The 15,897-nt window shown below is 66.4% G+C and carries 14 protein-coding genes and 1 tRNA gene; 6 read left to right on the top strand and 9 right to left on the bottom strand.

Features of this window, described 5'->3' with window-relative positions; translation table 11 throughout:
- Positions 1 to 192, bottom strand: a 192-nt coding sequence (locus DMB80_RS26725) for a hypothetical protein (RefSeq protein ID WP_205538950.1), incomplete at its 3' end; no start/stop codon positions are given.
- A 202-nt stretch (positions 193 to 394) separates the two neighbouring features.
- On the opposite strand from DMB80_RS26725, the gene DMB80_RS26720 reads away from it, so the two are divergent.
- The 3 genes from DMB80_RS26720 to DMB80_RS26710 all read left to right on the top strand — a co-directional run bounded on the left by DMB80_RS26720 (position 395) and on the right by DMB80_RS26710 (position 4,446).
- Complete coding sequence (locus DMB80_RS26720) at positions 395 to 1,648, top strand: diguanylate cyclase (protein WP_111512590.1); 1,254 nt, start codon at positions 395 to 397, stop codon at positions 1,646 to 1,648.
- A 32-nt stretch (positions 1,649 to 1,680) separates the two neighbouring features.
- Positions 1,681 to 2,826, top strand: a complete 1,146-nt coding sequence (locus tag DMB80_RS26715; protein WP_048424439.1) for a hypothetical protein — start codon at positions 1,681 to 1,683, stop codon at positions 2,824 to 2,826.
- Positions 2,827 to 2,931: 105 nt separating this feature from the next.
- Entirely contained in the window at positions 2,932 to 4,446 is a 1,515-nt protein-coding gene (locus DMB80_RS26710) for a GMC family oxidoreductase (RefSeq protein ID WP_111512589.1), read from the top strand.
- 10 nt (positions 4,447 to 4,456) lie between these two features.
- Here DMB80_RS26710 and DMB80_RS26705 read toward each other — a convergent pair whose 3' ends face one another.
- Together DMB80_RS26705 and DMB80_RS26700 are read right to left on the bottom strand one after the other, a co-directional pair.
- A complete protein-coding gene (locus DMB80_RS26705) occupies positions 4,457 to 5,260 on the bottom strand; it encodes a maleylpyruvate isomerase family mycothiol-dependent enzyme (protein WP_111512588.1) in 804 nt (267 codons plus the stop codon).
- The gene (locus DMB80_RS26700) at positions 5,257 to 5,949 is read right to left on the bottom strand and encodes a TetR/AcrR family transcriptional regulator (protein ID WP_240431407.1); all 693 of its coding nucleotides are present in this window, start codon (positions 5,947 to 5,949) and stop codon (positions 5,257 to 5,259) included. Before DMB80_RS26700 ends, DMB80_RS26705 begins: the two co-directional genes overlap by 4 nt.
- Positions 5,950 to 6,078: 129 nt before the next feature.
- Here DMB80_RS26700 and DMB80_RS26695 point away from each other — a divergent pair, with 129 nt between their 5' ends.
- The gene (locus DMB80_RS26695) at positions 6,079 to 7,755 is read left to right on the top strand and encodes an alpha/beta hydrolase (RefSeq protein WP_240431406.1); all 1,677 of its coding nucleotides are present in this window, start codon (positions 6,079 to 6,081) and stop codon (positions 7,753 to 7,755) included.
- Positions 7,756 to 7,757: 2 nt separating this feature from the next.
- Here the strand turns inward: DMB80_RS26695 and DMB80_RS26690 are convergent, their stop codons facing one another.
- The 6 genes from DMB80_RS26690 to DMB80_RS26665 all read right to left on the bottom strand — a co-directional run bounded on the left by DMB80_RS26690 (position 7,758) and on the right by DMB80_RS26665 (position 13,471).
- Positions 7,758 to 8,600, bottom strand: coding sequence for an aldo/keto reductase (locus tag DMB80_RS26690; protein ID WP_111512586.1), 843 nt, complete (start codon positions 8,598 to 8,600; stop codon positions 7,758 to 7,760).
- A complete protein-coding gene (locus tag DMB80_RS26685; RefSeq protein WP_111512585.1) occupies positions 8,597 to 8,935 on the bottom strand; it encodes an ANTAR domain-containing protein in 339 nt (112 codons plus the stop codon). The genes DMB80_RS26690 and DMB80_RS26685 overlap by 4 nt, the downstream gene beginning before the upstream one ends.
- Positions 8,932 to 9,531 carry an HdeD family acid-resistance protein gene (locus DMB80_RS26680; RefSeq protein ID WP_111512584.1) on the bottom strand — a complete coding sequence of 200 codons (600 nt, stop codon included), beginning with the start codon at positions 9,529 to 9,531 and terminating at the stop codon, positions 8,932 to 8,934. Before DMB80_RS26680 ends, DMB80_RS26685 begins: the two co-directional genes overlap by 4 nt.
- 19 nt (positions 9,532 to 9,550) lie before the next feature.
- Complete coding sequence (locus DMB80_RS26675) at positions 9,551 to 9,775, bottom strand: hypothetical protein (protein WP_111512583.1); 225 nt, start codon at positions 9,773 to 9,775, stop codon at positions 9,551 to 9,553.
- A gap of 408 nt (positions 9,776 to 10,183) precedes the next feature.
- Positions 10,184 to 10,257, bottom strand: a tRNA-Gly gene (locus DMB80_RS26670).
- Between the two features lie 115 nt (positions 10,258 to 10,372).
- Positions 10,373 to 13,471 carry a tandem-95 repeat protein gene (locus DMB80_RS26665; protein ID WP_162938725.1) on the bottom strand — a complete coding sequence of 1,033 codons (3,099 nt, stop codon included), beginning with the start codon at positions 13,469 to 13,471 and terminating at the stop codon, positions 10,373 to 10,375.
- A 451-nt stretch (positions 13,472 to 13,922) separates the two neighbouring features.
- Between DMB80_RS26665 and dcd the strand changes: the two genes are divergently transcribed.
- Positions 13,923 to 14,495, top strand: coding sequence for a dCTP deaminase (gene dcd, locus DMB80_RS26660; protein ID WP_046366617.1), 573 nt, complete (start codon positions 13,923 to 13,925; stop codon positions 14,493 to 14,495).
- A 205-nt stretch (positions 14,496 to 14,700) separates the two neighbouring features.
- Positions 14,701 to 15,897, top strand: a 1,197-nt coding sequence (locus DMB80_RS26655) for a DUF7159 family protein (protein ID WP_111512591.1), incomplete at its 3' end; no start/stop codon positions are given.

Genomic DNA, 15,897 nt, shown 5'->3' with positions numbered 1-15,897 from the left:
GGGCGGACCGGGAGGTCCCTGCCAGCCGGGCCCGCCGGGCGGTGGAGGGGGCGGCGCAGGTGGCCCGTGCCAGCCGGGGCCAGGTCCCGGCCCACCCGGCTGCGCCATCGCCGGTGCGGCACCCAGGCCGAGGACGGCAGCGCCGATCCCTGCGGTCACCGCAGCGCACGTGATGAACGATCTCGCCTTCATCGACTGCTCCTTGTCTCGAGCTCCCCGACGCCTCCGCGAGGGTAGGGACGGAGTTTGGACGCGGACTGGGGGAACGCTGCGGACCGGCTGACGCCCAGGGGATGGCAGGCGACCGAGCTCCGTAGCGAGGCGTGTGACCAGCAAGGTGTGGAAGGCTTCGGAACGGAATCGACGGATTCTGGTGAGCGTGAGGGGTCGATCGATGTCATACGAGGTAGCCGATGATGCCTTGCGACTGAGGCAGCTCATCGATCGATTGCCGTCGATGGTCGCCTACTGGGACGCCAACCTGTGCAACGTGATCGCCAACAACGCCCATGCGCAGTTCTTCGCGAGGACTCCGGCGGAGATCCGTGGTCGCCACATCTTCGAGTTGTTGGTCGGCGATCTCGGTGAGACCAGCCGACCGTATGTCGAGGCCGCGATGGACGGCCGCGACCAGGTCTTCGAGAAGACGCTCACCGACGGGAACGGCCTCACCCGTCATGTTCAGGCGTCCTATCTGCCAGACCTCGTCGACGGTGCGGTGCAGGGCCTCTATGTCGAGGTCGCTGATGTCACGGCACGCGTCGAGGCCGAGCGAGCTCGTGACGAGGCGCAACGGCTGCTGCACATCAGTAGAGAGAACGCGCCTTTCGGCGAGGCGATGTTCACGACGGCAGGAGACGCGCTCTACGTCAATCCTTCACTGTGTCGGATGTTCGGACTCCCACGTGAGGAAGACACAGTGGCGCTGAACCATCTCGACGGCATCCATCCCGACGATCGCGATGCCGCAGAGCAGGAGTGGCGTCAGCTCGTCGAACGTTCTGCGCCTCAGATTTTCGCGGAGTTCCGATATGTGCGCCGGGACGGCGCCACGATCTGGGTCCAGTGCCACGCGGTACTCGTTGCCGCCGCCCACGGCGGTGCCGACGTCGTGCTGAGCCAGTACCAGGACGTCACCGACCGCAAGTTGGTCGACGCGGAGTTCGCCCGGCTTGCGGTGACCGACCAATTGACCGGCCTGCACAACAGACATTCGCTGGTGGCCCGGATCGCCGAATGCCGGGAAGCCGAGCCGCATGCGCCCGTCGGGATCGTCTTCGCCGACCTCGACGGGTTCAAACGCATCAACGACACTCACGGCCACGCTGCCGGCGACGCGGTGCTGCAGGCCGCGGCACGTCGACTCGCCGATGCGGTGGCGCCCCACTCGGCGTACCGCCTGGGTGGGGACGAGTTCGTGGTCCTGATGATCGACTCCGTCACCGACGAACTCGTTGCGCAGCTGGCCTCGCTTGTCGCTGCCTCGCTGAGCGGGAGTCATCAACTCGACAGCGGCGAGGTGAGTGTCACCGCATCGGTGGGGTGGACGTGCAATGTGCCCAGCGACATCACCGAACTGATCCGCGCAGCGGATCTCGACATGTATCGACACAAGGCGAGGCGCAGGACGCTTCCCGACGAGTTGTGAGACGCGAATTCTGCCGTGAGAGAGCCTGATCCGTGACTTCCAGAATCGACACCCGCGCTGCGGACCGCTGGTTTCTCGACCGGGGCCTGCCGTCGGTACTCACTCCGCGCGGGCGGTTCACTGCGGTGTGGCCCCGCTCAGCGCCGGCGCTGGCGGCCGTTGCGGTGCTGGCAGTGAGCAGGCTGGTGGTCTACTGGCTCACCGGCGATCGATACGTCTCCATCGACTCGATCGACGTGACCACGGTCGAGCGAGTGGTGCTCGTGGTGCTCGCGCTCGCGGTCCCGGTGGCGGCGATCGCAGGCTGGCGGACTGCTCGCCTGAACGCAGACCGGTCCCAGTCCATCGTCTCGGCCGTCGCGTCCGTCGTGGCCATCGTCTGCGACGTCCTGCAGCGTGACGTGCTGTCGCTGGTGTCGACCGGCGGCATCATCGTCGCGATCCTGGTGTTGACGGTCACCGGTGTCGGTTCGGTGCTCGGCTGGGCGACCCGCCTCACATGGGCGCAGCTGCGGGCTGTCGGCGCGCTGATGATCGGTGTGCTGCCGGTGGTTCTGCTGATCGTGCTCGTCTTCTTCAACACCTACGTGTGGATCATGTCGGCCACCATCACGCCGAAGCGGCTCTGGCTTCTGGTGGCGATCCTGGTGACGATCGCGGTGACGTTCGTGGTGTCGCGCACGATCGAGCGGGCGAGGCCGACGCTGGAGTCGGCCAGTGCGTCGGCGCGCCATCTGGAGCGATTGGCGGGGACGCCGTTCGAGCAGATGGCTGACCCGCCGCGCGCCGACCCGCTGACCCGGGGCGAGCGATGGAACGAGGTCTTCATTCTCGCGGCCAGTCAGATCGCGCAGATTCTGACGGTGTCGCTGGTGTCGTCCGGCGTGTTCTTCGTGATCGGGCTGGTGGTGCTCAGCCCCGAGTTGCTCGAGCGGTGGGCCCATGGCGGTCGGCCCGATGCGGAGATCTTCGGCATGCTCGTTCCCGTGCCGCAGGCCTTGCTGAACATGACGGTGTTCCTGGCTGCGCTGACGTTCATGTACATCTCGGCACGTGTGGTGAGCGACTCGGAGTACCGGGGAACCTTTCTCGAGCCGCTGATCGACGACCTGAAGCTGACGATGGTTGCTCGCAGTCGCTATCGATACAACTGCCCGGCGAGCGTGTCACACGAGTGAGAGGACCAGGCGTGCCTCGTCGTTGAATTCAGATTCAAAAGTGCTCTAGGGTGGTGTCCGCCGGAGACGCACCAGGTGTGTCGCGGCGGAAGGAGGCGCAGAGCCGTGAGTCGCCACGATCTCGTTGATGCCGACTACGTCGTCGTCGGTGCCGGGTCGGCCGGGTCGATCATCGCGTCACGCTTGGCGTCTGCGGGCGCGACCGTCGTGATCGTCGAAGCTGGAGGCACCGACCGACGCCCCGACGTCTATCTCCCGTTCGGGATGGCGTCCCTCTTCGCGACCGCGAACTGGAAGTATCCGACCGCGCCGGACCCGAGCAAGGGAGGGCACCGCACAGCGTTCGCCGCGGGTCGCGTCGTGGGCGGTAGCGGTTCCATCAATGCGATGGTGTTCAACCGCGGACGCGCAGCGGACTTCGACGGGTGGGCTGCTGCCGGGGCAACCGGCTGGTCCTACGCCGATGTGCTGCCGCACTTCCGGTCTCTCGAGCGCTGGGTGGGCGGTTCCGACGACTTTCGTGGCGCCTCCGGCCCCATCGGAGTGTCCTGGTGCGGGCACGACCACGAACTCGACGCGGCGTTCGTCGCCGCGGCAAATGAGGCCGGACACGAGCACAATCCGGATCAGAACGGCCGCAGCCAGATCGGCGTCGCCCGGTGCCAGGTCAATCAGTGGCGCGGCCTCCGGTTCTCCTCAGCGCGTGGATACCTCAGAGGACTCCCCGAGGTACAACGCCCCCGGGTGATGACACGGACACGAGCCACCCGCGTGGTGGTCGAGTCAGGCAGAGCAGTTGCGGTCGAGTGCGACCGCGGGACGGTGCGAGCTCGCGAGGCCGTGATACGCAGTGCCGGTGCGATAGGTACGCCGGCACTGCTGCTCAGATCGGGTATCGGGCCAGGCGGCGCAGTGCTCGATCTTCCCGGGGTCGGCGAGAACTTCCAGGATCACCTCGTGGTGAACCAGCATTGGGAAGCCAGGGTTCCCACCCTCAACACCCTCGGTCCGGTGGCCGCCGCGCGGGGGCTCGCTTCCCTCGCCCGACACGGCACCGGCCCGATGACGACGACTCCTTTCGAGGCGCAGTTGTTCACCGACGAGTTGCAGGTGGCGATCACCCCCGTCCGATACTTCCTCGTCCCCGTCCGCGGTCGGGCCGCCATCAAGCGGCGGGACGCGTTCAGCGTGTTCACGGTGTTGCTGCATCCCGAGGCTCGAGGACGTGTCAGCGTCAGAGGCGACACTCCCGTCGTCGAAATGGACCGGCTGGCAGAACAATCCGACGTGACGAAACTGATGGATGGTGCCGCGATGACCCGCGACCTCATCGAGAACCAGCCGGCGATGAAGGGTCTGGTGGGATCGCGCATGGAGGAGCCCGCCCCCAACGACCGCGACTGGCTGACCGAGACGGAGAGCAGCATCTGGCACGCCGTCGGAACGTGCCGCATGGGCCTCGACGAAAAGTCGGTCGTGGACCCCCAGCTGCGAGTGCACGGTATCGACGGGCTGCGCGTGGTGGATGCGTCGGTGATGCCGACCATCACGTCGGGGAACACGAACGCGCCGACGATGATGATCGCGCACCGCGCCGCAGGGTTGATGCTGCAGAGGTGATCTCGATGGCCTAGACGATGTTGATGTGGTCCAGCACGGTGGCGGCATGATCCTCGTCCCCGGAGACGTCGACCGTGCGGCCCCGCCACTCGCAGCGTTTCGTCGCCCACTCGGGAAATTCACTGACGGCAGCTGTGATTCGGGTGTCGGTGCGCTGAGAGTTCGCGATGCGCACTCCTTCGCGGCCGATCGTCCAGGCTCCACCGCCCGCGCCCCGCAGCTCCAGTGTGATCGGGCGTGTCAGCCACGACGGCTGCGCCGACATCAGCTGGTTGTGGAGCACCGCCAGCATCCATTCGACGACGACGCCCATGCGGTTGGCATCTGTGCCCGGATCGGGAAGGTCGAGTGCAGGCAGGATGTCGTGGCGCAGGTGCGTGTGGTGATCGAAAGTCATCGCCCCGCCCAGAAGAAGTGCGGCGGGAAAGCTCCCGAGCTCGGCGAGCGGCATGGGAGTGCGGGCAAGCGGCGTGCGGGAGATCGCCGCGGTCAGCGTCACCACCCGTGAGCTCCAGGTGCGGTGTTTGTTCAGGACATCTGCGGTGGGCCAGGACCGGCGCTGCGCGACGAAATCGTCATTGGTGGTCTCGATGTCCTTGCTGCGTAACACCTTCAGCGCCGACGGTGTGAAAATGGAATGGCAGCCGGAACCCATGTGCGCGACGACGTCACGAACGCTCCACCCGGGAGCCTTGCTCGCCGCCTGCCACTGCGACTCGTCGAGGCGTTCGCAGACCTCCAGAAGGGCGGCGCGCTCGGCGCGCAGCGCTGCAGCGCGGTCGAGCCGGTTCGACGCGAGACGTGGCCTGCTCATTCCTGGAATTCTGCCGGAGGTGCCGACATGAAGACATGCTCGGGTTGCGGCGGATCGCTCAGGAGTGCCGGCAGTACGAAGGTCCGCAGGTAGCGGCGCGTGGTCTGCGGATCGGTGGAATTCGGGACGATCCCCATGAGTAACGTGATCGCAGTGGTGACAAGGAATTGCGCGAGATCGTCGGGTCGCAAGCCGTCGCGTAGTCCGTCGCGATCGACGTCGAGCGAACTGACGAACACGGAGATCAGCTCGGTCAGCGAACGGTCGTTGGCGATCAACTGCGCAATGGTGCCGTCTTCGGTGTGCTCCGACAACGTCTGCAGCAGAGGGTCCTCGACGAGTTCCGTCGCGACGATGACGAGACTCTCGACCAGCATGTCGGCCAGGCCCGCACCCTCGGGGAGACGGGCCCCGATCTCCTGCTGATGCCCCCGCGTCTTGCGGGCCACCAGCTCTTCGAGCAGGCGCTGGCGATTCGGGAAATGGCGGTACATCGCGGCGCGGGAATAGCCGGCCTCGCGTGCGATGAGTTCCATGGTGGAGGCCTGGAACCCGCGCGCCAGGATCGAGCGCTCCGCAGCGTCCATCAACACGGTGCGGGCCTGGTCGGCGGAGTTGCCCCCTCCAACAGGACGTCCGCGTGCTCGGCGCGGCGGTGCCGCAGCGGCGGCGTCGGGGGATCTTCTCATTCTGGCGGTCCTCTGGACGACCCTATGCCGGACGCTCTTGCGGTGTCGAGGTCGCCGATCTATAAATAAACAACTCAATCCAGGTGTCTATTTAGGGGAATGGCTGTGAAGCGACGGACTACAACAGTGATGACGCTCGGTGTGCTGTCCGCACCGATGTCGGCCGCGTTGTTCCTGGGCGTGGGAATCGCAGCGGCGGAGCCGGATTCGGGCGACGGTCAGGCCGCGGTGAGTGCACCCACGGAACCGGGGCCGCGCGTCGAGGCTTTCCCACGCGTCCGCCGAGCCGAGCGCCCGGACACCGAGCAACGCCGTCCTCGATGGCTGACACCTCGCCATCCGCGCGCCGAAGACACGGACTCGGCCGAGACCCCGAAAGCCGCGCCGCGGCGCGCACCTCGCGAGGCGCGGCACACGTCGCCGCGCACCGGCGCACCGGCGAACGGGACCGCACCGAGCACGGTCGATGCTCCGCCCGAAGCTGCCGGCCGCCTGACCGTGCGGGACGGACTCGCCGACATCGTGACTCCTCGGGTGCCGTCGGCTGAGCGCGCCACAACCCGCGCGGTGACGCCGCAGCCGGCGGCGCCGCAGGCAGTACCGTCCGTCGCGACCCGGGTGCAGATCGATGACGACGGGCCGGTGCCGGCACCCGGGCGGCGCGCCGGACTGCTCAACGTCGTCGGATCGCTGGTGCTCAACACCCTCGTGGGGCTGATCCACGTCGCCGACGGGCCACCCGTTCTGCCACCGAACAGCACCGTCACCGTGCGGACGTCGAGCTTGACGCTGCCCATCGGCGCGGGCCGCTCGGTGCAGGCCGACTGGTACTTCCCCGAGGACGCCGACGCCTCGACACGGCTGATCTACTTCCAGCACGGATTCCTCGCCAGCGGACCGATCTACAGCTACACGATCGCGCGCCTCGCCGAGCGCACCGACAGCATCATCGTGGCGCCGTCACTGTCGTCGAACTTCTTCTCGCCGTCGGCGGAGTGGGTGGGCGGCTCGACCGTGCAGCGCGCTGTCGCTGAGCTGTTCGTCGGCGATCGCGCGGCACTCACTCAAAGTGCCTCCTTCGCAGCCGGATACGAGGTGGCCCTGCCGCAGAAGTTCCTGCTCGTCGGACACTCGGCAGGCGGCACACTTGTCACCAGTGTCGCCGGCTTCCTCGTCGACAACGGCGCGATCGCCGATCTCCAGGGCATTATCATGCTCGACGGTGTCGAACCCGCCGGATCTCCGTTCGTTAACAACGCCCTGTTCAAGCTCCGCGGAGAGAATTACCGGCCCATCTACCTGATCTCGTCGGACCGGTACTTCTGGAGCCGCAACGGAGACATGGCCGACAAACTGCAACTCGCGCGGCCTGACAACTTCAACGGGGTCCACCTCGTCGGCGGCCGGCATATCGATTACATGCTGGGCGGCAACAAGATCATCCAGTTCGCCGAGTACCTCACTGCCGGTTTCTCGAAGCCGCAGAACATCGCGGCCGCCGAAATCCTCGTGGCCGGGTGGGTGGACGACCTGTTCTCCGAGACGACGTCGCAGGGCATCTACGGCGTGCCCGGGCAGGACATCGCGATCCCGACGCCCGCGGGCACTGCCGACGCCGTCGTCCTGCCCTTGGGCTATCCGTCGCGCCCCGTGTGGAACCCACTACTGGAGGCGGTGCTGACCGCAATCTTCGACTTCGGCGGCCGCAATTGGTTCGTCTACGAGCCGCTGCCGGGGCACGAGGTACCGGTTGGCGGACAGAGTGCGGCAGGGCCTGTCGCGCACCGGGCGTACGGATCGTCGTGATGTCACAGTATTTCGAGCGGGTGCGGTCGGGTGGGCGGCGGGAACGCTGTGTCGAGGGCCTGCAGATCGTCGCCGGTCAGCCCGATGTCTCGGGCGGCGGCGTTGTGCTCGACGTGGGAAGGCGTTGCGGCGCGGGGGATCGCGTTGACGCCATCGTTGCGAAGCACCCAGGCGAGCGCGATCTGTGCGGGGGTGGCGTTGTGCCGCTGGGCGATCGGTCGCAACGCCGGGTGGTCGAGCAGCCGTCCCTGCTCAATCGGTGAGTAGGCCATGGCCGGGATGCCCTGTTGGGCGAGCCACGGCAGGAGCGCGTACTCGGGGCCTCGCCGGGTTAGGTTGTAGAGGATCTGATTCGTCTGGACCCCGTCGCCACCGGGAATGGTGGACAGTTCGATCATGTCGTCCATGTCGAAATTGCTGACGCCCCAATGCCGGATCATCCCGTCCCGCTTCAAGTCGGCGAAGCCTGTGATCGTTTCCGCCAGCGGGATGCTGCCGCGCCAATGCAGGAGGTAGAGATCGATGTGGTCGACACCGAGCCTGCCCAGGCTCGCCTCGCAGGCGCGGACGGTGCCCGCCCGGGTCGCATGGTGGGGGAGCACCTTGTCGACGAGGAACACTTCGTCGCGCCGTCCGGCGATTGCCTCGCCCACCAAGACTTCCGCCGCGCCGTTGCCGTACATCTCCGCGGTGTCGAGCACCGTCATCCCCAGGTCGAGACCCAGGTTGATCGAGGCGATTTCGTCGGCGCGCCTCGCCGAGACTTCGGCGAAATGCCACGTTCCCTGGCCCAGCGCGGCGATCTTCTCCCCGGAGCGCAGGGCGATGAAGGGAGCGGTGTTCATTCTCCGTCCGCCCTATAGAAGTCGTCGATCGACCACGCGGATGCCCCGTTCGTCGGTGAGCCGTCCAGCAATGAGCCCCACGTATCCCGTGCCACGGCCTGTGCCCGCTCCGGCAGGCGACTGAAATGGACAGTGCCCGTTGCGAGTGCTACGAGCGCTGAGGCCATGGTGAAGACCGGAACGACGTGAGTGTGCGCAGTACGGACCAGTTCTTGAAACGCCGCATCGGTGTCACATCGCCGTAGTCCGATGAGGATGCCCTGCGCGGTGTCGAGCACGCGGCGTCCCTGCGGTGCTCTTAACTGGCTGCCGAAAGCCCGCTCCTCGGTCGTCATTGATGTGCCTCCTGGCTGGCCGGGTCGCGTCGAGCGTTGAACGCGGACACGACCTCGAAGACGCCCAAGGCGACGAGGCACGCGCCCGTGACCATGGCAAGCGTGAGAATCGAGGAGTAGGGCAGGAGCAGCACGATGATGCCGGCCACTACGGAGACGGCTCCGAAGAAGATCTCCCAACCGCGCCCCGACGTTCTGGTGCCACTGATCGCCGCGACCGCGGTCGCTACCCCTCTGATCATGAAGCTGATGCCGATGTAGACGGCGAACAGCAGGATCGAGAACGGTTCGCCGAAGTACCGGAAGGTGAGTACCGCGAGAATCACCGATACCGCCCCGCTGATGAACAGCAGTGCTCGACCACCGCCCGAGATTTCCGACGCCATCGCAAAGAACAGTTGTGCACCGCCGGCGACGAGCAGAGCCACACCGAACAGCACGGTGGCGACGAGCACGGTCTTGCCCGGCCACACCAGCATCAGCAGGCCGAGGATGATCGCGAGCACTCCCGACCCCAGCAGAACTTTCCACCTGTGCGGCATGAGTTTCGCCGGGTCGAGGACCGGTGTTGCGGGCCGTCCTACTGCAGTGGTCATGACGTATCTCCTGGACGGGCTAGGCAGCCTCGACGAGGACTGTGCCGTCGTCGGAGATGGTGACGATCACGTCGAGATCGTCGGAATCATCGATGATCGTCAACAGCTCGATCACCGCAGTACGTAATTCGGGAGCGTCCATGTTCTGTACGGTCTCGCTGTTGTCCGGGTTGCCCCCGGGCGCAGCTCCGCCTGTGCGCTGGTTGTCGCTCGAGTTGCTCTGGTTTCCGGTGTCATCAGCCATGGAAGTACGGTATTAAGCCGTCCGGCGGGTGTGGATGACCCAGCAGGCTGATTCTCGAGCCCGGGCTTTGTCATGACGAGACGATGACAATCGGTGGTCACGTCTTTCGCAGTGGCAACGGGGTATGAATGGCTCCGCCGACGGGGACGTCAGAATTGGGTGCGCGTTCGTTGTCGACGGCATCGACCAGCCGGCACCTGCACGCCGAGGGCCTTGACGTAGGCGAACGCGGAAGTGCGAAAGCTATTGCTACTCAGGGCAGCCCGTATGCTTGCCGACCGGCAACAGCATGGTGTCACCACTCCATTCGCCGGCGGAAGCGGCGGCCGCAACGCCCGAACCCGCGTTCGTCCACGACCTCGACGCCAGAATCATCGATGCCGCCGGCAAGCTCTTGCAACATCGCAATGGAGCCGATGACGGGAATCGAACCCGCGTATTCAGCTTGGGAAGCTGATGTTCTGCCATTGAACTACATCGGCTGTGTTTCGAAGAGAAAGGCTAACACGGGTGAAACCTCGCCTGGTGTGCGCTCAGATCGTAGATCGCGCTCACAGCACGATCTACGTGCACACCAGGCGAGGTCACCGCGTCAGGTCAGAGCGGAGAGGCTGCGGGCAACGGCGTGATCGGGGCCTGCACCGAGACTGTCGTCGTCTCCCCGCTCGAATTGGTCGCAGTGATCAGGAACGTGTCCTCCGGCGGCGTGGTGCTGAAGCGTCCCGGTCCTGTCGAGTAGAAACTCTGCGGGAGACCCAACTGCTCGTCATACCAGTACGTGGTGACGACGATCGAGACCTGCTCTCCTGCGACCAGGTCCAGGCTCACTTCCGGGCAGAGGCCCGCACTGCCGCCGCAGCCGGTGACCGGGACGGCGTGTACGCGACTGTCGTCGTTGAGCACCACGGCGTTCGTCTCCGGTGAATTGGGATCGAACGTGCCGCGGTACACGATCATCACCGTGTCCACCGGCGCCTCCGCCTGCCCCAGTGTGTACGTCTGTGTTGCGGTGGCGGTGAAGAACGTGGCGACGTAGTTCCGCGTAGCGCCGCGTTGGCTGAGTTGCGTGATCCGCCCGAGCCCGCCTGGGACACTGTCGAACGTGCCCTGGGTGACCTGCGAGGGATCGGTCAGGTTGATCGTCCCCCCGGTCGTCCCGCCGCTGACCGCCGCTCGCGCGTCGTCCGTCGGGGTGTAGACGAATGCTCCCGTGTTCGGATCGATCGTCACCGTGCCGTAGGGCGTGGTCGTCGGCGCGCTGTAGGTGATGGTCCCACCGTCAGGGTCCGTCGCGGTGACCGAGCCCCGCACCTCCGCCGACGAAGGATCGGCAGCGCCGACGTTCACGCCGGTGATCACCGGGGCGTCATCGACACCGACAACGCTCACGCTCACTGTCGCCGAGCCGCTCGCGAAGGTGCCGTCCGTCGCCGTGTAGGTGAACGTGTCGACGCCGAAGAAGTTGGCGTTCGGCGTGTAGGTGAATGTGCCGTTCGCGTTGAGCACCAGCGTTCCGTTGGCGGGCTGGGTGAACGAGTCGACACTCAATGTCCCGCCCGAGGTGCTGACATCGTTGCCCAACAACGCTCCCGGAGTGAACGTCAACGGGTTGTCCTCCGTGGCGCTCAGCGAGTCGTTGGCAGCCACCGGTCCGTCGTCGACGGCCGCGACGTTGATCGTCACCGTCGCCAGAGCGCTGGTCGTGGTGCCGTCGGACACCGAATAGGTGAACGAATCCGTGCCGTTGAAGTCGGCGTTGGGCGTGTAAGTGTAGGTGCCGTCGGCGTTCTGTACGAGAGTGCCGTTGGTCGGCGCCGCTCCGATCACCACCGTCAACGTATCGCCTTCGACGTCAGTGTCGTTGCCCGACAAAGTCACCGGCGAGAATGTCAGCGGGGTGTCTTCTGTGGCCTCCAGCGTGTCGTCGGTGGCAACCGGTGCGTCGTTGACGGCGTTGACAGTGACGGTGACTGTGGCGGTAACGCTTTCGGTGCCATCGGTGACGGTGTAGGTGAACGTGTCGGTGCCGTAGAAGTCTGCATCGGGGTTGTAGCTGATGGTCCCGTCGCGGTTGATCCAGAGGGCGCCGTGCTCGGGCTGGGTGTAGCCCTCGACGGTGAGGTCGTCACCGTCGATGTCGGTGTCGTTGGCCAGCAGGTCGGCCGGGTTCACGATCAAGAGGCCGTCCTCGTCGACCGCGACGGTGTCGTCGACCGCGACCGGTGCGTCGTTGACCGCGTTGACGGTGACGGTGACTGTGGCCGTCGCGGTTTCGGTGCCATCGGTGGCGGTGTAGGTGAAGGTGTCGGTGCCGTTGAAGTCGTCGTCGGGGTTGTAGCTGATGGTCCCGTCGCGGTTGATCCAGAGGGCGCCGTGCTCGGGCTGGGTGTAGCCCTCGACGGTGAGGTCGTCACCGTCGATGTCGGTGTCGTTGGCCAGCAGGTCGGCCGGGTTCACGATCAAGAGGCCGTCTTCGTCGACCGCGACGGTGTCGCCGACCGCGACGGGGGCGTCGTTGACCGGGTTGACGGTCACGGTGACCGTGGCGGTCGCGGTCTTCGTCCCGTCGGTGACGGTGTAGGTGAAGGTGTCGGTGCCATTGAAGTCGTCGTCGGGGTCGTAGCTGATGGTGCCGTCGCGGTTGATCCACAGATCGCCGTGTTCGGGCTGGGTGTAACCCTCGACGGCGAGGTCGTCACCGTCGGCGTCGGAGTCGTTGGCCAGCAGGTCCGAGGGCTTGATGACCAGCAGGCCGTCCTCGTCGACCGTCACGCTGTCGTTGCCGGCCACCGGCGCCCGGTCCGTCGGCGCGACGACGACCGTCACGAACGCGAATTTCCCATGCCCGCTGAACAGGCCGTGGAGATGGAAGTCGTCGCTGTCGTAATCGGAAACCCTGACCAGGAACCTGTCTCGGCCGCCGGTGAGCGCGAACTCGTTGTCGGCGTCGTAGGTGAACGTTCCGGTGGCCTGATCGACCGTGACGGTGCCGTGCCTGGGTCCGAACCACTTGCCGCGCGCCACCCGGTACGTCAGGGGATCGTCGTCGGGGTCGGTTCCGCCGAACGAGATCGGAACACTGACGTCGTCGTACTCGTCCAACGTGACGTCGACCTGCTGGTTGTCCAGGACGGGCCGTCGGTTGAACAGTGTCCGGCGCGATTCCCGGCTCGCGGCGCTCAACAGCGTCCACATTCCGGTGCCGGCGGGCGCATCGGGCGTTGCAGGGGTAACGGGCGCGGCAGGTTGGTCCAGCTCGACGGTGGCTTTCGTGTCGTTCGCGGTCTTTATGTGGGGCGGGGTCACCACCGTCGTCGAGGTGACGACCTTTCGTGCCGCTCGCGATGTGCTGACGCGCGTCGGCGCGGCCGACGCTGCAGGCTTTTCGACGGCGGCGGGTGTGTCGGCCCGCTCGACGGTGGGCTCTTCGCCGGCGTCCTCTGTGGTCGAACGTGCCGGTGTATCCGCTTTCGGCGCCGTGGCGCGGCGGTGGCTGCGCGACGGCGCATCATCAGCGTCCGCGGCGTCTCCGGTCACCGCGGAGCTGTCCTTCTTGGTGGTCTTCTTCTTGCCGCGGGACGGAGAGGTGTCCGACGGCGCGGCATCCGGTCGCGACACCGACTGATTGTCCGAGGACGAACTGCCGGACGTGGAGTCCTTGTCGGCCCAGGCGACGCCGGTGGCGCCACTGGCCATCGCAAACCCAACTCCCAGTGCAACAGCTAACCCGCCGATGCGACCTACATGCGTTCCGTGTGCGAGCGCCGACGCCGCTGCACGTGGGCGCGGACAAGTTGATCGAGCATCCATCAGAATTTCCCCCAATTGTCAGCCCGGAGTTGGTATTTGAGGCACAACGGTGGAACGTTTCGACACGGTGGCAGCCCGGGCAGCAGCGCACCACGACGACACGTGGGATAAGAGAGAGACACCAGTCGTCGCGCACTGCGACCATCCCCGATAGCAAAACTGGTGACGATCAGCAAGCTAACACGCGTTCGCAACATCGCGGAGCACTCTGTGAGAAATATTGTTGCGGACGTAAGATTTGCTGTGGATTGCTCTCAACCGTTCACAACAGTGTTCGTGAGGCCCTGATCCCCCGGCCCGACGCCCCCGACGCGATACTCGCCGTTACGCTCGTCCCGTGCTGCTCTCCGACCGCGACATTCGGGCCGAGATCCACGCCGGAAGACTCGGTGTCGATCCGTTCGACGACAGTCTGATTCAGCCGTCCAGCGTCGACGTCCGGCTCGACACCTTGTTCCGGGTGTTCAACAACACCCGCTACACCCACATCGACCCCGCGCTGCGGCAGGACGACCTCACCACCCTCGTCGAGCCCAAAGAGGGGGAGCCCTTCGTGCTGCACCCTGGTGAGTTCGTCCTCGGCGCGACGCTCGAGCGCTGCACGCTGCCCGACGACCTCGCCGGCCGACTGGAAGGCAAGTCATCGCTCGGCCGCCTCGGCCTGCTCACGCACTCGACCGCCGGCTTCATCGACCCGGGGTTCTCCGGCCACATCACACTCGAGCTGTCGAATGTCGCGAATCTGCCGATCACTCTGTGGCCCGGCATGAAGATCGGCCAGCTCTGCCTCTTGCGGCTCACCAGCCCGGCCGAGCATCCGTACGGCAGTGACAAGGTCGGCTCCAAGTACCAGGGCCAGCGGGGCCCCACGCCGTCGCGGTCCTACCAGAACTTCCTCCGGTCCAACTGACCCGAGTCGAGGCCGGGCGGGAATCTCTGCACGGCTAGTAATGTCATAAGCACTGGCGTGCCGGCCACGTATCACCGTCGTACAGCTAACCGCGACGCGTGTAACGCCGTGGCTGGTCACGCCGATGAAGTACTAGTTGTCGGCGTTCAATCTGCAGGTGAGCCCGTGCAACGACCAGGCTGCAGCAAATATTTGGAGGGGTCGAGTGGACATCGTTCTTGGTGTGTCGATGACACCTACGACGGTCCGCATGGTGCTGGTGGAAGGCGAAAAGGCGGACGGCGTCACCGTTGATCACGACGTCTTCGACGTCACGTCCGCCGACGCCTCGGCAAATGTCGCCGAGCAAGTCGTCGCCGCCATCCAGGGCACCAAGGAAAGCGCGGAATCCGGCGGGCATCACCTCAAATCCATCGGCGTCACGTGGAGTGACCACACCGAGGCCTCCGCATTGCGCGACACACTCGCCGCGCACGGCATCGACGACGTCATGCTCATCGCTGAAAGTCATGCCGCCGCGTCTCTCGCGCAGGCGGTCGGGCGCGCGGTCGGATACGACACCACCGCCCTGCTCTTCGTCGACCGCGACACCGCGACGTTGTCGGTGGTCCGCACGGACGACGGCTCGGTGGTCAAGGTGCTCAGCCGCTCGCTGCACAGCGCCGACGCCATGGCGGTGCTGACCGAGATGGCCAACGCGGTCGCCGCGCAGGACGCCCCGCCGCAGGGCATGTTCGTCGTCGGCTCCGGCGTCGACGTCAGCTCGGTCAAGTCTCACCTCGAACACCTCGTCGCCCTCCCGGTCAGCGCACCCGACGACGCGGAACTGGCCCTGGCGCGGGGCGCCGCCCTCGCGTCGGCCGCCGCGCCCGCCTTCGAGGCGACGACCGTCGGGTTGGCCTACTCGCAAGATCCCGACGGCGACACCGCAGGTTCGGTCTATGCCGGGCTCGCCGCTGCGGAGACCCAGCTCGCGCCGGTCGGTGCCGAGGCGGTCGACGAGTTCGCGGCCACCGAGATGCGTGAGACCGAAGAGGGGCGCAAGCCCTTCCTCCTGGTCGGCAGCGCGTTGACGTCGGTGTTCGTCATCGGCGTGGTCGCACTGGTCATCTCCCTCGCGGTCAGCATCCGCCCGACGGTCGACTCGCGGCCCAGCCCCGCGCAGGCCGCCATCGTGCCGAGCAGCCAGGCACCCGCGCCCGCACCGATCGAACAGGCCGCCCAGGTGCCTGCCGATCCGCCGCCGTCGGCCGAGACCATCAAGCCGCCGGTGCCGGTCGCGGTGCAGCAGACGCCCCAGCAGGCGCCGCGCACCGTCTATCCCCACCAGGCCCCCCCCCCGCCCCCCCCCCCCCACGCACCCCACCCCCCCCCACCCCTCCCCGCCCCCGCGCACATCCCC

This window comes from Mycobacterium kyogaense (assembly GCF_003254575.1).
Lineage (GTDB): Bacteria > Actinomycetota > Actinomycetes > Mycobacteriales > Mycobacteriaceae > Mycobacterium > Mycobacterium kyogaense.
The sequence above is the reverse complement of the archived record's forward strand: the minus strand, read 5'-3'. Positions and strand labels throughout refer to the sequence as shown.